General features: G+C 59.6%; 16 protein-coding genes and 1 pseudogene. 14 read left to right on the forward strand and 3 right to left on the reverse strand.

Going from position 1 to position 16,289, the window contains the following annotated elements:
• The 4 genes and pseudogenes from PDO_RS28700 to PDO_RS00410 form a co-directional block, all read left to right on the forward strand.
• Nucleotides 1-197 (forward strand): annotated as a pseudogene (locus PDO_RS28700) (hypothetical protein); the annotation flags it as partial.
• 51 nt (nt 198-248) lie between these two features.
• Nucleotides 249-893, forward strand: coding sequence for a MarR family winged helix-turn-helix transcriptional regulator (locus PDO_RS00400; protein WP_007596416.1), 645 nt, complete (start codon nt 249-251; stop codon nt 891-893).
• A 45-nt stretch (nt 894-938) separates the two neighbouring features.
• A complete protein-coding gene (locus tag PDO_RS00405; RefSeq protein WP_007596418.1) occupies nt 939-1,655 on the forward strand; it encodes a hypothetical protein in 717 nt (238 codons plus the stop codon).
• A 190-nt stretch (nt 1,656-1,845) separates the two neighbouring features.
• Nucleotides 1,846-2,298: a carboxymuconolactone decarboxylase family protein gene (locus PDO_RS00410; RefSeq protein ID WP_244426315.1), complete on the forward strand. Its 453-nt coding sequence runs from the start codon at nt 1,846-1,848 to the stop codon at nt 2,296-2,298.
• A 177-nt stretch (nt 2,299-2,475) separates the two neighbouring features.
• Here the strand turns inward: PDO_RS00410 and PDO_RS00415 are convergent, their stop codons facing one another.
• Genes PDO_RS00415 through PDO_RS00425 form a run of 3 tightly spaced genes read right to left on the reverse strand, consistent with a single transcriptional unit; the run spans nt 2,476 to nt 5,337 of the window.
• Complete coding sequence (locus PDO_RS00415) at nt 2,476-3,216, reverse strand: ABC transporter ATP-binding protein (RefSeq protein WP_007596422.1); 741 nt, start codon at nt 3,214-3,216, stop codon at nt 2,476-2,478.
• A complete protein-coding gene (locus PDO_RS00420; protein ID WP_141649768.1) occupies nt 3,209-4,267 on the reverse strand; it encodes a FecCD family ABC transporter permease in 1,059 nt (352 codons plus the stop codon). Before PDO_RS00420 ends, PDO_RS00415 begins: the two co-directional genes overlap by 8 nt.
• A gap of 5 nt (nt 4,268-4,272) precedes the next feature.
• Complete coding sequence (locus PDO_RS00425; protein ID WP_007596426.1) at nt 4,273-5,337, reverse strand: ABC transporter substrate-binding protein; 1,065 nt, start codon at nt 5,335-5,337, stop codon at nt 4,273-4,275.
• Nucleotides 5,338-5,460: 123 nt separating this feature from the next.
• On the opposite strand from PDO_RS00425, the gene PDO_RS27660 reads away from it, so the two are divergent.
• From PDO_RS27660 to PDO_RS00470, 10 genes are all read left to right on the forward strand, one after another.
• Nucleotides 5,461-6,396 (forward strand): hypothetical protein, encoded by a 936-nt coding sequence (locus PDO_RS27660; RefSeq protein ID WP_141649769.1) that lies wholly within the window; start codon nt 5,461-5,463, stop codon nt 6,394-6,396.
• On the forward strand, nt 6,351-6,806 hold the full coding sequence (locus tag PDO_RS27665) for a hypothetical protein (RefSeq protein ID WP_141649770.1): 456 nt from the start codon (nt 6,351-6,353) through the stop codon (nt 6,804-6,806). The genes PDO_RS27660 and PDO_RS27665 overlap by 46 nt, the downstream gene beginning before the upstream one ends.
• 50 nt (nt 6,807-6,856) lie before the next feature.
• Nucleotides 6,857-7,942: an ABC transporter substrate-binding protein gene (locus tag PDO_RS00435; protein ID WP_007596435.1), complete on the forward strand. Its 1,086-nt coding sequence runs from the start codon at nt 6,857-6,859 to the stop codon at nt 7,940-7,942.
• 1 nt (nt 7,943) lies between these two features.
• A complete protein-coding gene (locus PDO_RS00440; protein ID WP_007596436.1) occupies nt 7,944-8,996 on the forward strand; it encodes a FecCD family ABC transporter permease in 1,053 nt (350 codons plus the stop codon).
• Entirely contained in the window at nt 8,993-9,754 is a 762-nt protein-coding gene (locus tag PDO_RS00445) for an ABC transporter ATP-binding protein (protein WP_007596437.1), read from the forward strand. The genes PDO_RS00440 and PDO_RS00445 overlap by 4 nt, the downstream gene beginning before the upstream one ends.
• Nucleotides 9,751-11,061 carry a hypothetical protein gene (locus PDO_RS28860; protein ID WP_007596440.1) on the forward strand — a complete coding sequence of 437 codons (1,311 nt, stop codon included), beginning with the start codon at nt 9,751-9,753 and terminating at the stop codon, nt 11,059-11,061. Before PDO_RS00445 ends, PDO_RS28860 begins: the two co-directional genes overlap by 4 nt.
• A complete protein-coding gene (locus PDO_RS00455) occupies nt 11,054-11,593 on the forward strand; it encodes a hypothetical protein (RefSeq protein ID WP_007596441.1) in 540 nt (179 codons plus the stop codon). The genes PDO_RS28860 and PDO_RS00455 overlap by 8 nt, the downstream gene beginning before the upstream one ends.
• Before the next feature lie 347 nt (nt 11,594-11,940).
• Nucleotides 11,941-12,513: an RNA polymerase sigma factor gene (locus PDO_RS00460; protein WP_244426316.1), complete on the forward strand. Its 573-nt coding sequence runs from the start codon at nt 11,941-11,943 to the stop codon at nt 12,511-12,513.
• 113 nt (nt 12,514-12,626) lie between these two features.
• Nucleotides 12,627-13,613, forward strand: a complete 987-nt coding sequence (locus PDO_RS00465; protein WP_037072086.1) for a FecR family protein — start codon at nt 12,627-12,629, stop codon at nt 13,611-13,613.
• 225 nt (nt 13,614-13,838) lie between these two features.
• A partial coding sequence (locus PDO_RS00470) for a TonB-dependent receptor (protein ID WP_052023356.1) occupies nt 13,839-16,289 on the forward strand: 2,451 nt, incomplete at its 3' end.

Genomic DNA, 16,289 nt, shown 5'->3' on the forward strand with positions numbered 1-16,289 from the left:
TTCCCGCGATACCCGGGGGAATCGCGAGTGCGCTGGTGGTGTTCGCGACAGCGTATTGGGGTCTGCATCTCGCCTTCTACGGAGCAGAAGGGTTCACAGGCCCGGCGACCGCCGAAAGGGCGACGCATTCACACAATGCCGAACAGCCGCACGGGCCGATATCGGACACTGGCATCGGCGCGCCCCCGACCAAATGAAATCTTCCATCACCTCTTGCATCATATAGGAGTCCTATATATATTCGTTTCATGGAAACGCCGAAGAACCCAACGCCCGTCAACCAGCGTATTCGCGAAGGACTTTCGCGGGTCGCCATGGCCATGCGGACGGACGACTGGAACCGCGCCAAGACCAGCGGCCTGAACCCGACACAGCTCGCCATTCTCGAATTGCTGGAAGGGAGAGAGGACGGATTGAGCGTAAAGGAGATCGCCGCCAACCTGGGTGTCTCCCAGCCGACAGCTACCGACTCGATCACAGCACTTGAACGCAAGGGTTTCGTGGCGAAGCGTAGTGCGGGAACAGACAAGCGCGGCGTCAATGTCGGCATTGCGCCCGAGGGACTTTCGGTGCTTGAGGCTGTTAGATCCTCACAAAGCGTCGCCGAACAGTCGGTCGACGCCTTGGCCGACCATGAACAGGAAGACCTGCTGATCACACTGGTCAAGATGATCAGACATCTGCAAGAAATCGATGCGATCCCAATCCAGCGTATGTGCGCCAGCTGTCGGTACTTTGCGCCGTTTTCCCATTCCGATGTGGCACAGCCGCATCACTGCAATTTCGTCAACGCGGCATTCGGACAACGGGATATCCGCATCGACTGTCGAGAACACGAGACCGCCGACCCTGCGTCACGGGCAGCCACCTGGGACGTGTTTCAACAGGGATAGTTTTGCAACCCCTCCAGGCTATGGAGACAAGAGGAGAATATGGAAATGTCCAGGATACTTGTAGCCGGCGCGCTTCTCGCCGGAACGGCATCGCTATGGCTGACAGCCGCCAGCGCGCATTCGATAAAGGCCGACCCGACCGATGCAGTGCATGCATCATTCGACATCATCGAGACGACAATCGTCACCGAAGGAGACTCCGCCGTCTTCACAACCCGCGTCCGCGGAGAGGCTGGCTCTGAGAAGCCCGCGGCAACCGGCAAATTCGAGGGATCCGATGTCTACGCCTATGTCTGGCCGACATCGCTCAACAGCGGCGAGATAGGCTTCGACAAGGATCAGGGCATCGTCGCACTCGCCGTCACCTTCCATCCCGATTTCGACGACGCCGCCAAGGGCGGCAAGAATCGCGACATCTGGCACCCCCACTGGGTGGTTCTGGCCGAAGACAAGGCCTGTGGCGGCGGCCTGAAGGTCATCGACATCCCCGAAGGCACAAAGCCGAAGGTTCCTGACACTTGGCCAGGCGTGCCTCTGCTGATCGACAGTCCGGAATACCCGATAACGTTCAAGGGTGATGCCGTGGACGTCACGATCCCGCTGTCGCTGATCGGTGGCATCAATGGCGCATCCTATGACGGGGTGACTGCCGGCCTCAAGGTCAACGGCAATCTGCACGCACCGCTTCTGTGCGTCAGCAACGTCTTCAAAGTCGCTTCCGGCGACCTCAGCCTTCCCGGCAAGGTCATGCCTTCGAAGTGACTTGAATTTCGCGGGTCCGCCGACAGCCATCGACGAACCCGCATATTCCCCCCTCCAGGCTAATAGAGAGAAAGAACATTTCCAGAATTACACTTATCGAACCGATCAATGCAACAGGCGAGACATCGCAACAGGCGAGACATCGCAACAGCTGGCCCAGATCAAGTCCGCCTTCGGCATGGTCCCGAACATGTTCAAGGCGGCGGCCAATTCGCCCGCAGCCTTGACCAGCCTGTGGGGCGCATTCGGCGCGCTCGGCAACGGCCGCCTCGGCGCCAAGCTGGGTGAACAGATTGCCGTTGCCATCGCCGATCGCAACAATTGCAACTATTCCCTGGCCGCCCATACGGGTCTTGGCCGCAAGGCAGGTGCGACTGGCCAGGTGATGGCCGACGCCCAGGCTGGCCGCTCGACCGATCCTCGAACCGCCGCCGATCTCACCTTCGCGATTGCAGTCGTGGACAAGCGTGCAGGAATCGAAACGTCCGATGTTGATGCCTTGCGATCGGCTGGTTTCGACGACGAGGATATCGTCGAGATCGTCGCACACATCGCTCTCAACCTGTTCACCAACTACCTGAATGTCGCCCTAGACGTGCCGGTAGACTTTCCAGGTGTGAAACTCACGCGCGCCGCCGCTTGAGCCACTTGGGGGTGGGCCGACCTCTCCTCCGGTCCGCCCCGCATCCTTCTGCATTCGTCGCGGAAAGGTAATCGGTGGCCGGCATTTACGCCGTCCGAAACGGGACGATCCTGCCGCTACCGTGGACCAATTTTGCACCGCCGCTCCCAAGCCAGGCAGCAGGTGAAAAGCCAGATTCTAACGGCTCCGAAATACGGGAGCGTAGGTGAAACTTTTATCGTCGTCGAAGACGGCCTTGCGCACTTCAACGCCATACAGCCGCGCCAGGTTCTCCTCCGACAGAGTGCGAGCTGTCGGACCGAAGTCGAAGGCATTGCTGTCGTACATCAGCAAGACGTCGCTTGCGATTTCCAGCGCATGTTGCGGAGAATGGGTGGTGAACAGCACTGTCATGCCATGTTCGCGCGACAACCGATCCAGCACGGAAATGACCACTGCCTGATTGTGATAGTCAAGGGCCGAACAGGGCTCGTCGAGAATCAACACCTGGCATTCCGAGACAAGCGCCTGGGCGATGATGACAAGTTGCCTCTGACCGCCGCTCAGCGCATTGAAGGAGCGCTCTGCCAGATGATTGATGCCGAGCGTGGAGAGTTGGCTGTGCACGGCGTCGTAATCCCGGCGCTGAGGCGTTCCGAACAGACCAACCTGACGGGCCCGTCCCATCAGGACGATGTCGGTGACGGAGTAGTCAAAAGCGACGTCGAAAAGCTGCGGCACATAGCCGATACGGGCACGGCAATGCACTTCACCCCGGCTCGGTTTCAGCAGGCCCGCAATCGTATTGATCAGGCTGGTCTTGCCGATACCATTGGCGCCAAGGATTGCCACAACGCTGCCGTTGGCAATGGCAAGGTCGTATCCTTCGAGGATCGGCCGGCCGCCGCGTTCCACCAACAGATCGCGCACTTCAATCACTCTTCCATCCTCCCCTGCTCTGCATGCGTCGCAGGAGCACGGCAAACACCGGAACGCCGATCAGCGACGTGATGATGCCGACCGGGATTTCAGCCGTGGTCACCGTTCGCGCGATATTGTCGACCAGCAGCATGTAGATCGCCCCGAGCAGGATGGAGACCGGCAGCAAGCGGCCATGGTCGGGCCCGGAAATGGCGCGCGCCACATGTGGGATGACGAGGCCGACCCAGCCGATAATCCCGCAGCAGGCGACAACGCCGGCGGAGATGACGGCGGTTGCACCCAGGACTGCCCACTGAACCGTCGCGACCGGCGATCCAAGCGCCCGCGCCTTCTCCTCACCAAGCGAGATGATGTTGATCTGGAACCGCATGAGGTAGATCACGGCCAATGCCGGAACCATCACGACCGCCATCAGCAACAGGTCTTCATAGTTTGTCGATGCCAGGCTGCCCATCAGCCAATAGGTAATAGCCGGCAGTTTCTGGTGGGGATCGGCCAGCAATTTCACGATCGATATTGCCGAGCCGAAGAAGGCGGAAATGATCACCCCAGCCAGCACGAGTGCCAGGATGGACGTCCTTCCGCGGGAACTTGCCAGCACTTTGACGATCATCACGCTTGCCAGCCCGAAGAGGAACGCAATCGCAAGAAGGCCGTAACCAAAAATTCCAGACAGGATGGCCAGCGTACCGCCAAAGCCGGCGCCACTCGTGACCCCTATGATGTTCGGATCGACCAGTGGGTTGCGAAACAGGCCCTGCAAGGCGGCACCCGACGCCGCAAGCCCGGCACCAACCAGCACTGCAGCCAGGATCCGAGGCAGGCGCACGAGTTCCACGACCTGCTCCTCCAACACCGTCCAGTCGGAGTTTCTCGCCGGCATCAGATTGTCGGCAAGGATGCGGATGACCTTAAGCACATCGAGGTCATAGCGCCCGATGGTGATCGAAACGAGGATGATGCAGACGAGCACTGCAAACAGCACCAGTACGGCAGGCGTTGCGCTCCTGCCGTGCTGGCGTGAAATTGTCTCGCTGGTCGAGACCATCGACATTACTTGAACAGGGCTGCGTATCCGGGAGCCTGGATGTTTGCCTCCAGCTCAAGAATACGGTTGACGAGGGCGTCGTCCGGTTCGCGACCGTAGATCGTCACGTAGGCATCGCGAACAGTCTTGCGGAAGTCTTGGTCGATCGGCCCCATTTCCGGATGAGCAACCATCGCGAGCCATACGGCCGACAGGAACAGTTCCGGGGAATCTGGCGAGGCGTTGAACTTCGGCACCTTATAGACGCGCTTGTTCTTCACCGCGTCCATACCGGAGAGCAAGGGATGCGCATAGAAATCGGACGGGTTGAGCGTCACGGCCTGGGCCGGAATGATGATCATGTCCGGGTTCCAGGTGAAGAGTTGCTCCACGTCGACATTCTTCCACCATTCGCCGCTATCGTCCGCCGCCAGGTTCTTGATGCCGCTCAGGGAAAAATCCTGCGAGGGATTGGCAACGACCTGGATCTGGTCGCCGAGCTTCTCGATATAGACGAGGCTGACTTTCTTGTCGTCCGCCAGTTCACCGAACTTCGCCTTCATCGCCGCGTTGGAATCATAGTGGAGCTTGAGCGTCGCTTCTGCCCGTTCCGGATGACCGGAGATGATGCCGCTCATGGTGATGTAGTCAAGGCGCTGCTGTTCCGAGCAGCATCCCCAGGCGGCAACCTTCAGGCCGACGCGCTCCAGTGGCTCGATCAGGTCCGGGTTGTGCATGGCCTGGATCACCAGCTGCGGATTTGTTGCCAGGATCGCCTCGACATTCGGGGCGAAGCCGTCGCGGGCAGCCGCACCGTCGAGCTCGAGCAATTCGGGAATGAGGTCCGCATAGACGAAGTTCTTCATGCGGGCAATCGAATCCGCGTTCACCGCCACCATGTGATCGGTCGTGCGATCGGCCGAGTAATAGATGAACGGCGCTGCCCGGATGATCGTCGCAATCCGCTCGGGCGGCGCTGCCAACTCGATCTTCTGCCCGCGGTGATCTTCGAAGCTGATTGGTTTGTCAGCGGCGTGAGCGACCGAAACCGCCAGCATTGCCGCAAGGCCGGTAAAAACAACAGTCTTCATGATCTTTGCCCCGCATTGTCAGTCGCGGACCTGATATGATATATTGACTATTTATGTCAAGTTTAGATATCTGCCACCTATGGCAAGGTAAAAATTGGATAGGGCATGGGTAGGATAGGCTATGTGACATGGGGCAACGCCGCGCAGGTGCGCAGCTTCCAAGACTTTGCCCATCTGCTCGACGACGTGCTCTATCTTCGCGAACTGGATCGGCATGATCTGGGCGCCTATGCCGCCATCATCATCCCGGATGTCATGGATTGCATCGAATTGAGAGCGCACGCCCGTCAATTGAACGACTATGTCCGCAATGGCGGCTTTCTCATCGCTTTTTCGATCCGTGACATCGAGAACATCATCGACGTGGTCGATCTCAAATGGCAGCCGGTCAACGCGCGAGATTGGCTCTGGTGGACACGCCCCAATCCCTATCTCGAGGTCCGGCAGCCGGAGCCTCGGCATCCGATCTGCGACGCCATTTCACTTGCGGACATGAGCTGGCACTGGATGGGAGCACTGGAGAAACATCCCGACGCCGCGCACATCCTGACCCTTGACGACGACAGCCTCAGCCTCTTCATGGACTTCCGAAATCTCCAAGGCGGCGGCCGCCTGATGGTGACAACGCTCGATCCGCACGGCCACAACGGCGAGCGCTTCATGCCTGCCACCACGCGGTTCCTCGAAGCATTCTATCCATGGCTCAATCGCGAACTCGGGATCGACCGGGAAAAAAGACTTTTAGCCTCACCTATCTGCGCGCGCTTGACAGCACGTGGGATTGGGAACCGCCGGGACTGGCCGAAACCTTCGAGGGAACCGGCATCACCCTTCGTTACCATGGGCTCTACGATCTCGATGAGACCGTATTGCGGGCATCCGATTTCATCTACATACCCAACAACACGGACGAGATCTTCCTGCGCGGCAGGGCCGCCGATTTTCTCGCCTTTCTGGAGCGCGGCGGGCATCTCATCCTGTCTAGCCAGCCGGCCATTCCATGGCTGCCATTCATGTCGACGTTCCGCACGGTTGCACCACGCCCTTTCACCAACCTGAAAGTACGCGTCCGACAGGACCCGCTCGGCTTCTTCTCGAATGTGAGCGACGAATTCGACGGCTGGCAGGGCATTTTCGGCCAATACGCGCGCGGCTGGACGGACATGCCGGAGGGCGCCATCTGGCTGACCGACATCGGCCCCGCCGACGACCCCAAACCTGCGGACTGGCTGTGGAAATACCCGACCTCCGACGACAAGGGTGGCTACCTGTTCATGCACAACGGCGACAGCATCGTCCGTTATCCAGATCATGGGCAGCACGGCCCCTGCCTGCTGCGCGACATCTGCAATGGCATCATTGCCGCTAGAGGCAAGCCCCCGAGGCCGGAAAGACAGTCTTATCCCAATCTGTCCTGGGTCATGTGCGACTGCCACCGCCCACAACGCTTCATGACGACGACCCGCTAATGCGCCATCCGTCCTCTCACACAAGTCAATCCACTTTTTGGAGACATTCGATGACCATCCGATTTCCCATTGCCATCGCGGGAATAGCCCTCGCCATCCTCCAACCGATCCCGGCGCGCGCCGACCCAATCACCATCACCGACCATGAAGGCCGCATTGTCACGCTTGCAAAACCTGCCGAGCGGATCGCCTCGATCCCGATCCCGATGGCCTCGACCATCATCGCGATGGACGGTGGAACATCGAAACTGGTCGGCATGAACCCGACCGCCAAATCGGCGATCATCGAAGGCGTGCTGGGCAAGATCTTTCCGGAAGCCAAAGACATTCCTTCGGACATAACTGCGCCGAACTTCATTCCAAACGTCGAGGAACTGGCGGCAACCAATCCAGAATTGGTCATCCAGTGGGCCGATCGCGGTCCGGACCTCGTCGACCCGATCGTCAATGCCGGCCTGACAGCGCTGTTGATCTCCTACGGCACCGAAGAAAAGGCCAAGCAATATCAGGCCATGGTTGCGACCGCGATGGGCAAGCCCGAGCGCGCCGCGATGATCAACGGCTGGCGCGACCAGGTGGCCGCAGACATGGCGGCCAGGTCGAAGGACATTCCGGCCGAGAAGAAGCCGAAAGTCCTCTATCTTGGCCGTGCGCTCGAAGCACTGACGGCTTCCGGCGACAAGGGCAACTACAACGCCTTCTATATCAATCTGGTCGGCGCGACCTCCGCCTCCGCCGACGTGCAGGGCCAGGGCACCACGATCAGCCCCGAGCAGATTGCCGAGTGGAACCCGGACGTCATCCTGCTCAACAGCTTCGAGGCCAAGCTCGGACTTGAGCGGGTATATGACGATCCGATCCTGTCGCTGACCAAGGCCGCCCAGGCAAAGCGCGTCTACAAGTTGCCGCTCGGCGGCTATCGCTGGGATCCGCCGAACCAGGAAAGCCCGCTGACCTGGATGTGGTTGGCCAATCTCATGCATCCAGACATCTTCCAGTACGACCTGCGCGGCGAGATGAAAAAAGCCTACAAGACACTCTACAACTACGACCTGACCGACGAGGACATCGACGGCATCCTGTGGATCGGCATGCAAGGCGACGCCACCGGCTACGCCCAGTTCAAGGCGAAGTAAGATGGCGATGGCGGCAATGGACAGCGGGCGCCGGAGCCTGATCGGTTTGCGGATCGGCACGTTCGGGCTCATGGTGCTGGCGCTGGTCGCCAGCATGCTGTTTGCGATCGGCGCAGGGCGCTTTTCCGTCGACGTGACACGGATCAGTGAGATCCTGCTCGCGGCGTTTCTCAACCCGGATGCCGCGCCGACCCAGATGGACGAGCGCATCGTGCTGCTCGTGCGTCTGCCGCGCGTATTGCTGGCGGCGCTGTCGGGCGCGGCCCTTGCCGTCGGCGGCGCAGCACTACAGGGCGTGTTCCGCAACCCGCTGGTCTCGCCGCAAGTGCTCGGCATCAGCCAGGGTGCTGCCTTCGGCGGGGCGCTTGCCATCCTGTTCGGCTATTCCGGCGTTGTCCTCCTCGGCATGGCCTTTATCCTCGGCCTGTCGGCGCTGATCCTGGTCGGGCTTCTGGCCCGCATCAATGGCCGCACCGAGGTTATCACGGTTATTTTGGCCGGCATGATTGTCGGGGCGCTGTTTGCGGCCCTCGTCTCCGTCGTGCAGTTCGTCGCCGATCCCAACACCTCCCTGCCCGCCATCGTCTATTGGCTGATGGGCTCATTCTCGACCGCCACTTGGCCACGCCTGTGGCTTGCCGTGCCGGGCATGGGCCTTGGCCTCTTCTCCGTCTGGCTGTTGCGCTACCGGCTCAACCTGCTGGCGCTCGAGGAACAGGAGGCCCGCTCCCTCGGTATCAATCCGGACCGGGAACGCTGGTACATCTTCATCGCCATTTCGCTGATGACCGGTACTTCGGTCGCGGTCGCCGGCATTGTCGGCTGGATCGGCCTCGTCGTGCCGCACGCTGCACGCATCCTAGTTAGTGACGACCACCGAGCACTGATACCGGCCTCGGCGCTTCTCGGCGCGGCTTATCTGACCTTCATAGACACCATGGCCCGGACGCTGACGGCGGCTGAAATCCCGCTCGGCGTGTTGACCGCGCTGGTCGGCGCGCCGGTCTTCGCCGTGCTGCTGCGACGCCATTTCAGGGAGACGAACCACACATGATCGGGTTTACCGACGCATCCGTTTCCTTCGGCAGCCGCACGCTGTTTTCCGGCATCACATTCAACGTGCCCGTCGGTCGCACAATGGCGGTTCTCGGCCCCAATGGACGTGGCAAGACCACCCTGTTGCGTGCCTTGCTCGGCTTCCAGCCGCTGGCAAAAGGTGCACGAACCGCACCGAAGATCACAGGCTATGTGCCGCAGCACGGCGCTTCGCAGGCGAAGCTCTCAGGACTGGAGGTTGTCGTCATGGGCCGTGCAGCAAGGCTTGGCCTGTTCGGCCAGCCTTCGGCGGATGACCGCGCCTCGGCAGAGGCAGCCTTGGTCGAATTGAGTGCATACCATCTGGCGGATCTGCGCTACGACCGGATGTCCGGCGGGCAACGGCAGATGATTTTGATTGCCCGCGCGCTCGCCACTGGCTCACCTACCCTGATTTTCGACGAGCCAACCTCGGCGCTTGACCTCGGCAACCAGTCACGCACGCTCGAACTCCTGAACACTCTGAGGCTGCGCCGGGACAAGGCGATCCTGTTCACCACGCATGATCCGAACCATGCCTTGGCCTCCTCCGACGATGTGCTTCTCATGATGCCGGGCGGACACGAGGTGCACGGCACCGTCGCCGAGATGATCCAACCCGACCTCCTCTCCGAACTCTACGGTGTGCCGATGCGCTGGGTCGAGGTGACTGGCCCGACCGGTGAACCGCGTCGCGCCATCCTGCCGGCCTTCTCCGGCATAGGGGTCGCGGCATGACCACGATCTATCTGAAATCCTCGTTCGACGAGCCATCCGACAGCGTGAAGGAAGCAGCGGCGCGTGGCGAAGTGACAATCGTTGCCCAGGCGGAGCTCACGGCTGATATTCTGCGCACCCATAAGGGGCTGGTGACCGACAATCAGCTCGACCAGAATGCCATGCTGGCGATGAAGGATGCGATCGCCGCCTTTCTCGATGCGGGTGGACGTTGGTTCTTCAATGGACACTTTGTCCGCTCCCTGGTCGACGGCGTGGCACAGTATCGCCCTATCGCCGATCCGAAGCGGGCCGACTTCGATCTCTTTCCGATCAATCCGCATCCGCTTCTTGAAGGCATAGACCTGAAGATGCTGGAGACCAACAAGGGTGTCGCCGGCTTCTACGGACGCGGCTGCAATCCGCTTCCTGAGGGCGCGGTGGCGATCAACGGGCTAGGAGCGGCCAATGTGCCGGTTGACTGGGTCTGGGCTCGGCCCAAAGGTGGCCGCATCTTCTCCCATGCCGGCAACGACCTCGGTTCGATGGGGCTTGAATGGAAGCTCGCGCCGGAACTCACCCGTCGGATCATCGCCTGGACCAATGGCGGCGCCTGCTTCAATCCGTGGCCGGTTGCTCCCGCAAGCCCTGCGGACGATCTGCCGCTCCGGCCGCTCGAAAGCTATGGCGGCATGCGCATGTCGAGCCGGACCGGACGGCGCATCGTCGCGCCCTCCTCCGGCACCTATTACAACATCCGCAGCCTCGAGGGGCCGCGCTACACCGAGATCTTCGACGTCATTTGCGCTCCTGAGCAACTCGCCGACATCCTGCGTCCCGATGATGTTCTCTGGGTTCCGTGCCGCACTTCGGCAAACCGTTTGATTGCCCAGAAAACAACTATTCTGCGGCATCTGCAGTCGGGTGGAACCGTTGTTGCGCTCGGCGAAAGTCGATCGGATCTCTGGCTACCCGCCATAAAATTCACCGGCACGCCGACCAATTGGTGGTGGTGGCTCGATCCCTCGGCCGATCTCGGGGTCAAGGTGACGGATGCCGCAGCCGAGCACCCGCTGATGCGTGACATCGGCGACAAGGTCGCGACATGGCACCTACATGGCTGGTTTGTTCCACCGGAAGGCGCGACCGTGCTTGCCTGCGACGGCGAAGGCCGCGCCATCCTCTACGAAGACGCAGTTTCGACACCCGGCCGGATGATTATTTCCTCGCTCGATCCGATGTTCCATCACGGATCACATTTCATGCCGGCCACAACGCGGTTTCTCGATCGCTTCGTGCCGAACCTAAAGGCTTATCTCAATGTATGAGACCATCACCGTCCGTGAAAACGGCAAGGACCTTACCTTCTCCTTTAACGACATCAACGCCTATCACGGCGGCGGATTTCCTGGTGGCGTAGTGCATGGATTGAAAGCGATGCAGGCCGCGTTTCCATTGCTGTCCGATGCGCCATTGGAAAGGCGGGAAATTTCGGTGCTGACCGCATTCTCTGGTCCCGGCGGCCGCGATGCGCTTGAGATGGTGACGCGCGCCATGACTGACGGGCGGCTTGTCGTCGACAAATCGATTGGTGGCAGGGATGTGATCAACGACCATCCCGGCCCATATGTCTTCCGTTTCACATATCGCGGCAAAACCGTGGAGGCGGTGATAAAGCCCGGGCATGTCAGGGAGGAATTCGTGACGCTCGGCGCGAAGAAGGACAAGACACCCGAGGAAATCGCTCGCCATGAAGCGCTGAAAGCTGAAATGGCAAGCAGACTGCGGCCTGTCGCAGCGGAGCAGATCTACAGTGCTTCCATCGTCGCTTTGATTGTCAAACAACAAGTGGCGCGTTGATCAGATATTGGCGGCCAACTCATCGCTCCGGTCTGCAGCGGACCCGGGATGTCGTGATCGCGGGCTGCAGATTGCTTCTTATAGTGGCATAGACACTACTCTTGATGGGCACAAAGCCGTTGACCATGCGATTTGAGGTCGCCAAGCAAGCCACGATATTGCAACCAAGTAGCTATTTGGGAATGCGCGAAATGAATGGCTCCCAGTTTCGCAGACACCCTAAGGTTAAGTCTGCCGCTGCTGGATTTAGCGTCAGTTGCCCGCCCAAATGGGGTGTCACTCAGAGGCTTACGATAACTTGAGTTTATTATTCATATTTATTCAAGTCAGTGCTATCACTTAGCTCATTGCTTGGATCGCGGGTTGAAGTGTCGCATCCTTTTTTTTCAATCACGCTGCTTGAGCCGATTATGGTCACTGTAAAAAAAGATGCCCGGTATGAAATGTACCTGAAGGCACGCAAGGCTTTGGTTGACTATGCCACGCCGATTACCGGCTCCCGCGATGATGCAGAGGACATTGTGCAGGACGCGTTCCTGAAATTTGTGCCTGATGTCAGTGAGGGGCCGCCGCCGCCGAAAGCCTATCTGTTTCGCATCGTTCGCAATCTGTCCTTCAACAAACGGCGCAGGCGCAAGCTGGAGACGAAGGATGAGCCGGACGACATTCCCTGGTGGGCGTGGCCGCAAAGCCACCCGTCACCGGAAGCGGACCTCGTTCTGCAGCAACAGGTAAAGCTCGTGGCTCGGGCGATCGAGCGATTGCCGGATCGCGAACGGGCGGTCATGGAAATGTATCGCTTCGAGAAAATGACGCTGCAGGAGATCGCCGAAAGGCTGGCAATCTCTGTTGCCACCGCGCATCGCCTGTTGAGCGCAGCCATGCGTCGCCTCCGGGACGAGACAAGGGATGTCTTATGACGGATAAAACACCGCTCAATGCAAATTCTCTGAAAGAATTACCCAGCTCGCGTGTTTATGCAGATAATGCATTTGAAATCGCACAATCGCCAGGACTGACAAGGCCGGCCCAGATGACCACCGAACCGCGCAACAACCGATCTCTCCTGTTTGAGGAAGCCAGCGAATGGCTGATCCGTATCCGGGAAAACCCACAATCCGCCGATACGCGGGCTACGTTCGAGGCCTGGCGGCGGACCTCTTCGGATCATGAGCAGGCTTGGAGCGATCTCTGTCGTCTGTGGAGCGCCACCGGAAAGGCAGAGCCGTTCTATCGTCCGCTTGCCGTATCAAGCAAGCCGAAGGCAATGCGGTTGCCCGTATTTTTCGTTCCCCGGCTTGCGACGGCGCTGGCGATTGCGTGCGTCAGCGCACTCGCTGTCTTCTTTGCCGCCCCCTCCCTGATGATCCGATTGTCCGCAGATCACGTGACGACGACTGCGGAGATCCAGACCATCCGGCTGGAGGATGGCAGCACTGTGCAGCTTGCGCCTGACAGTGCGTTGCGCATCGAATTCCACGGCAACGTCCGGCAGGTCGCGCTTTTTCGCGGCGAGGCCTTCTTCGATATCTCGAAAGATCCGAACCGCAAGTTCAGGGTCATCGCCGGCGGTGCCGAAGTTGAAGTGCTTGGAACAGCCTTCGATGTTCATGTCACGGAGGCTGCGACAACCGTTTCCGTCGCCCGCGGCTCTGTCTCGACAATAGCCAGAAACGCCCGGTCGGACGCATCCAAAAGCATACTTGCTCCGGGCGATGTCGTATCGATCGACCAGCGGAGTGGCGTCACCACCAAGACCCTTATCGCCGCCGATGACGTCGGCGCATGGCGTCAGGGAAGGCTGGTCGTGAGCAATGCGACGATCGAATCCGTGGTCAACATCATAAGTCACTACGACACCGCCTGGATCACGATTGCAGATCCCTCCCTTGGCGAACAAAGAGTGACCGGCATATACGACTTAACGGCACCCAAACTGGCACTCGGAGCACTGGTCGATCCGTTCGGCGGCAAGGTTAGAAACCTTGGCAATTCGGTCACCGTGATCAGTCGGTATTAAAATATGATAATAATTATCAAGATTTAGCGAAAAAGCGGAATACCTTCTGAAAATATCGGCTTACCGATGTGTCTTTCTGTCAGCAAACCGGGTTCGATCGGTATGCCCTGGCAGAAGAGGCAGTGGGTAATGGTACAACGAGTAGCTCTCAGGCGACATCCTTTCCGGAAGGGTAGTGCCGGGCAAATTGGGTTTCTTTTAAGTTCGGTCGCCCTCGGCACCGTCATGTTCTGCGGACAGGGACAGGCGCAAACGGCCGTTCCCGCCGCAGGCCAGCAGTCGCAGCAAGCGGATCTGCGCAATTTTGATATTGCTGGCCAGCCGCTGGCAGCTGCGCTTGCCGCATTCAACCGCCAGTCCGGCATTCAGGTGAGCCAGGCCTCGGGCGCCACGACAAATGTCACCGCCAATGCCGTCCGGGGACGCATGACATCGCAGGCGGCTCTCGCGACCATGCTTTCCGGAACCGGTATTCCTTTCCGGTTTACCGGCAACCGGGCTGTCGTTCTTGGCGCCAGCCAAGGTGGCAGCGACGCCTCCGTCACCCCGGACGACGGATCCACGGTCCTCGACACAATCACTGTCGCCGGAGGCCGTGGCAATGCCACCACCGGCTCCGGCTATCAGGGCACACCCGACTGGGTCTACGAGACACCGAGCAGTCTCAGCGTGGTCGGCCGCGAGGCGATACAGGCGGCGGGCGTTCGCAATACCCGTGATGTCTTCAACCGGATATCCGGTGTTTATGCCGGCGAAGGCAATGGAAGTTTTCCGACGGTGTCGCCGAACATCCGTGGCTTGCAGGATTCCGGGCGTGTCGTCGTCTCGATCGATGGCGCACGTCAGAATGCCCAGCGCGGCGCCGGTTTCGGTGGTGGCAACTACATCTCCAATTCGGGGCAGGCCTTTGTCGACAGCGCATTCATTCGCGCCGTCGAAGTCGAAAAGAGAACGTCCGCGACGTCCGGCAGTGCCGGTTCGCTTGGCGGAAAGGTCGAGTTCCAGACGGTCGGTGCGGACGACCTGATCGCCGACGGCAGAACCTGGGGTGTCGAGACGAATACCTCGACCGGCACGAACAACTACTATTTTCAGGGCTCTGTTCTCGGTGCGACCCGGCTTGGCGACACGCCATTCTCGCTAACCGGCGGCTTCAGCAATTCCAATCTCGGTGAATATGCGATCGGCCGAAACGGCGATTCGGCAACCACCGAAACTAACATGAAGAACATGCTCGGCCGCAACAACTGGGGTTCGCTGTTCAAGCTCGAAGGGGATTTCGGCGATGTGCAGACATCGCTGTCCTGGATGCACCAGGACAATTCCTTTCTATACGGCTCGTCCGGTGGCGAGAGCCTCAACCATGAGGACGCGCGCAACGATAGCGTAACGGCCAAATTTGCCTGGGATCCGGAATCCACCCTGATCGATATGAAAGGCCTGCTGTGGCTCAACGATTCCATGACAAACGAGGTGCGCGAGGCGCGCACGAACGGCACACCGCAAACATCGGACGACACCCCCGAGACCTCGATCGACATGGGGACGAAGAGTTTCGGGGTTTCGCTGGAGAATACCAGCGAGTTGGATACCATCGCCGGACCGCTCACTCTGAACTACGGCGCCGAGGCGTTTCGCGATCTCGCTACCTCATCTGCCTATAGCGAAACGATCGCAGTCAATCCGGACTGGGCCAGCAGCTATACCGCGTTCAGCCCTCCGGGCCGCCGCGACATGGCGAGCATTTTCCTGAATGGCACCTTGGAGCCGACGGATTGGGTTAGCGTTTCTGCCGGGATCCGCTATGACTGGTCACGATTGAAAGGGACGACGAGCTATTTCAATCGCCGGGTAACCACAGTGATCAATCCCGCCCGTGTTGCGCAGGCAGTCACCACATGGGGTGCCTGGGGCCAGATCTACGATGTTACCAACTACACGTTTCGCACGGCTGTTTGCACGACAGGCATCAATCCAACCACCGGCCTCACCGTGAACAACGTACTGCGGACCCGCACATGTAATGCCTTGAACGCAGCCGGCGAAATGATCGATGGCCTTTGGTACGTGGCCGGCGACATCGTACCAGCGACACAAGATCCCCCGGTTGAGGACTTTCCGGAATACGAAGTCGACATCGACCGCATCGACAGTGCCTGGCTGCCATCGGCTACCGTAGAATTCAAGCCGGTGGACTGGTTCCGGCCCTATGCCAGCTATTCCGAAAGCTACCGCCCACCGACCATTCTCGAAGCCTTTCTCACCGGCGGCACGCCCGGTGACAACGTTGGCATTACCTTCGCTCCGAACGAACATCTCCGCTCCGAGACCGCGAAGACCTATGAGATCGGCACCAATATCAGCCTGGATGATGTTCTGACCGGAGGAGACTCGCTTCGCGTGAAAGCCGCAGTCTTTTATCGCGAGATCGAGGATTTCATCGTGATGGGTGACATCTACACTTCCGAAGTCAGCAGCCGGACATACAGAAGCTTCGTCAATGTCGACGGCACGACCCGCATGAAGGGCATCGAACTGGAAGGCAACTACGACACAGGCGCATACTGGCTGGGCGGCACAGCCACCTTGCTGGATACCAAATGGCCGACCAAGACCGAGATCTTCTCGAACGGGAGCCAGACGACCACAGGCGACATCTTTGCGACGTCCGGCAAC

It is taken from the genome of Rhizobium sp. PDO1-076, assembly GCF_000247475.1.
Lineage (GTDB): Bacteria > Pseudomonadota > Alphaproteobacteria > Rhizobiales > Rhizobiaceae > Allorhizobium.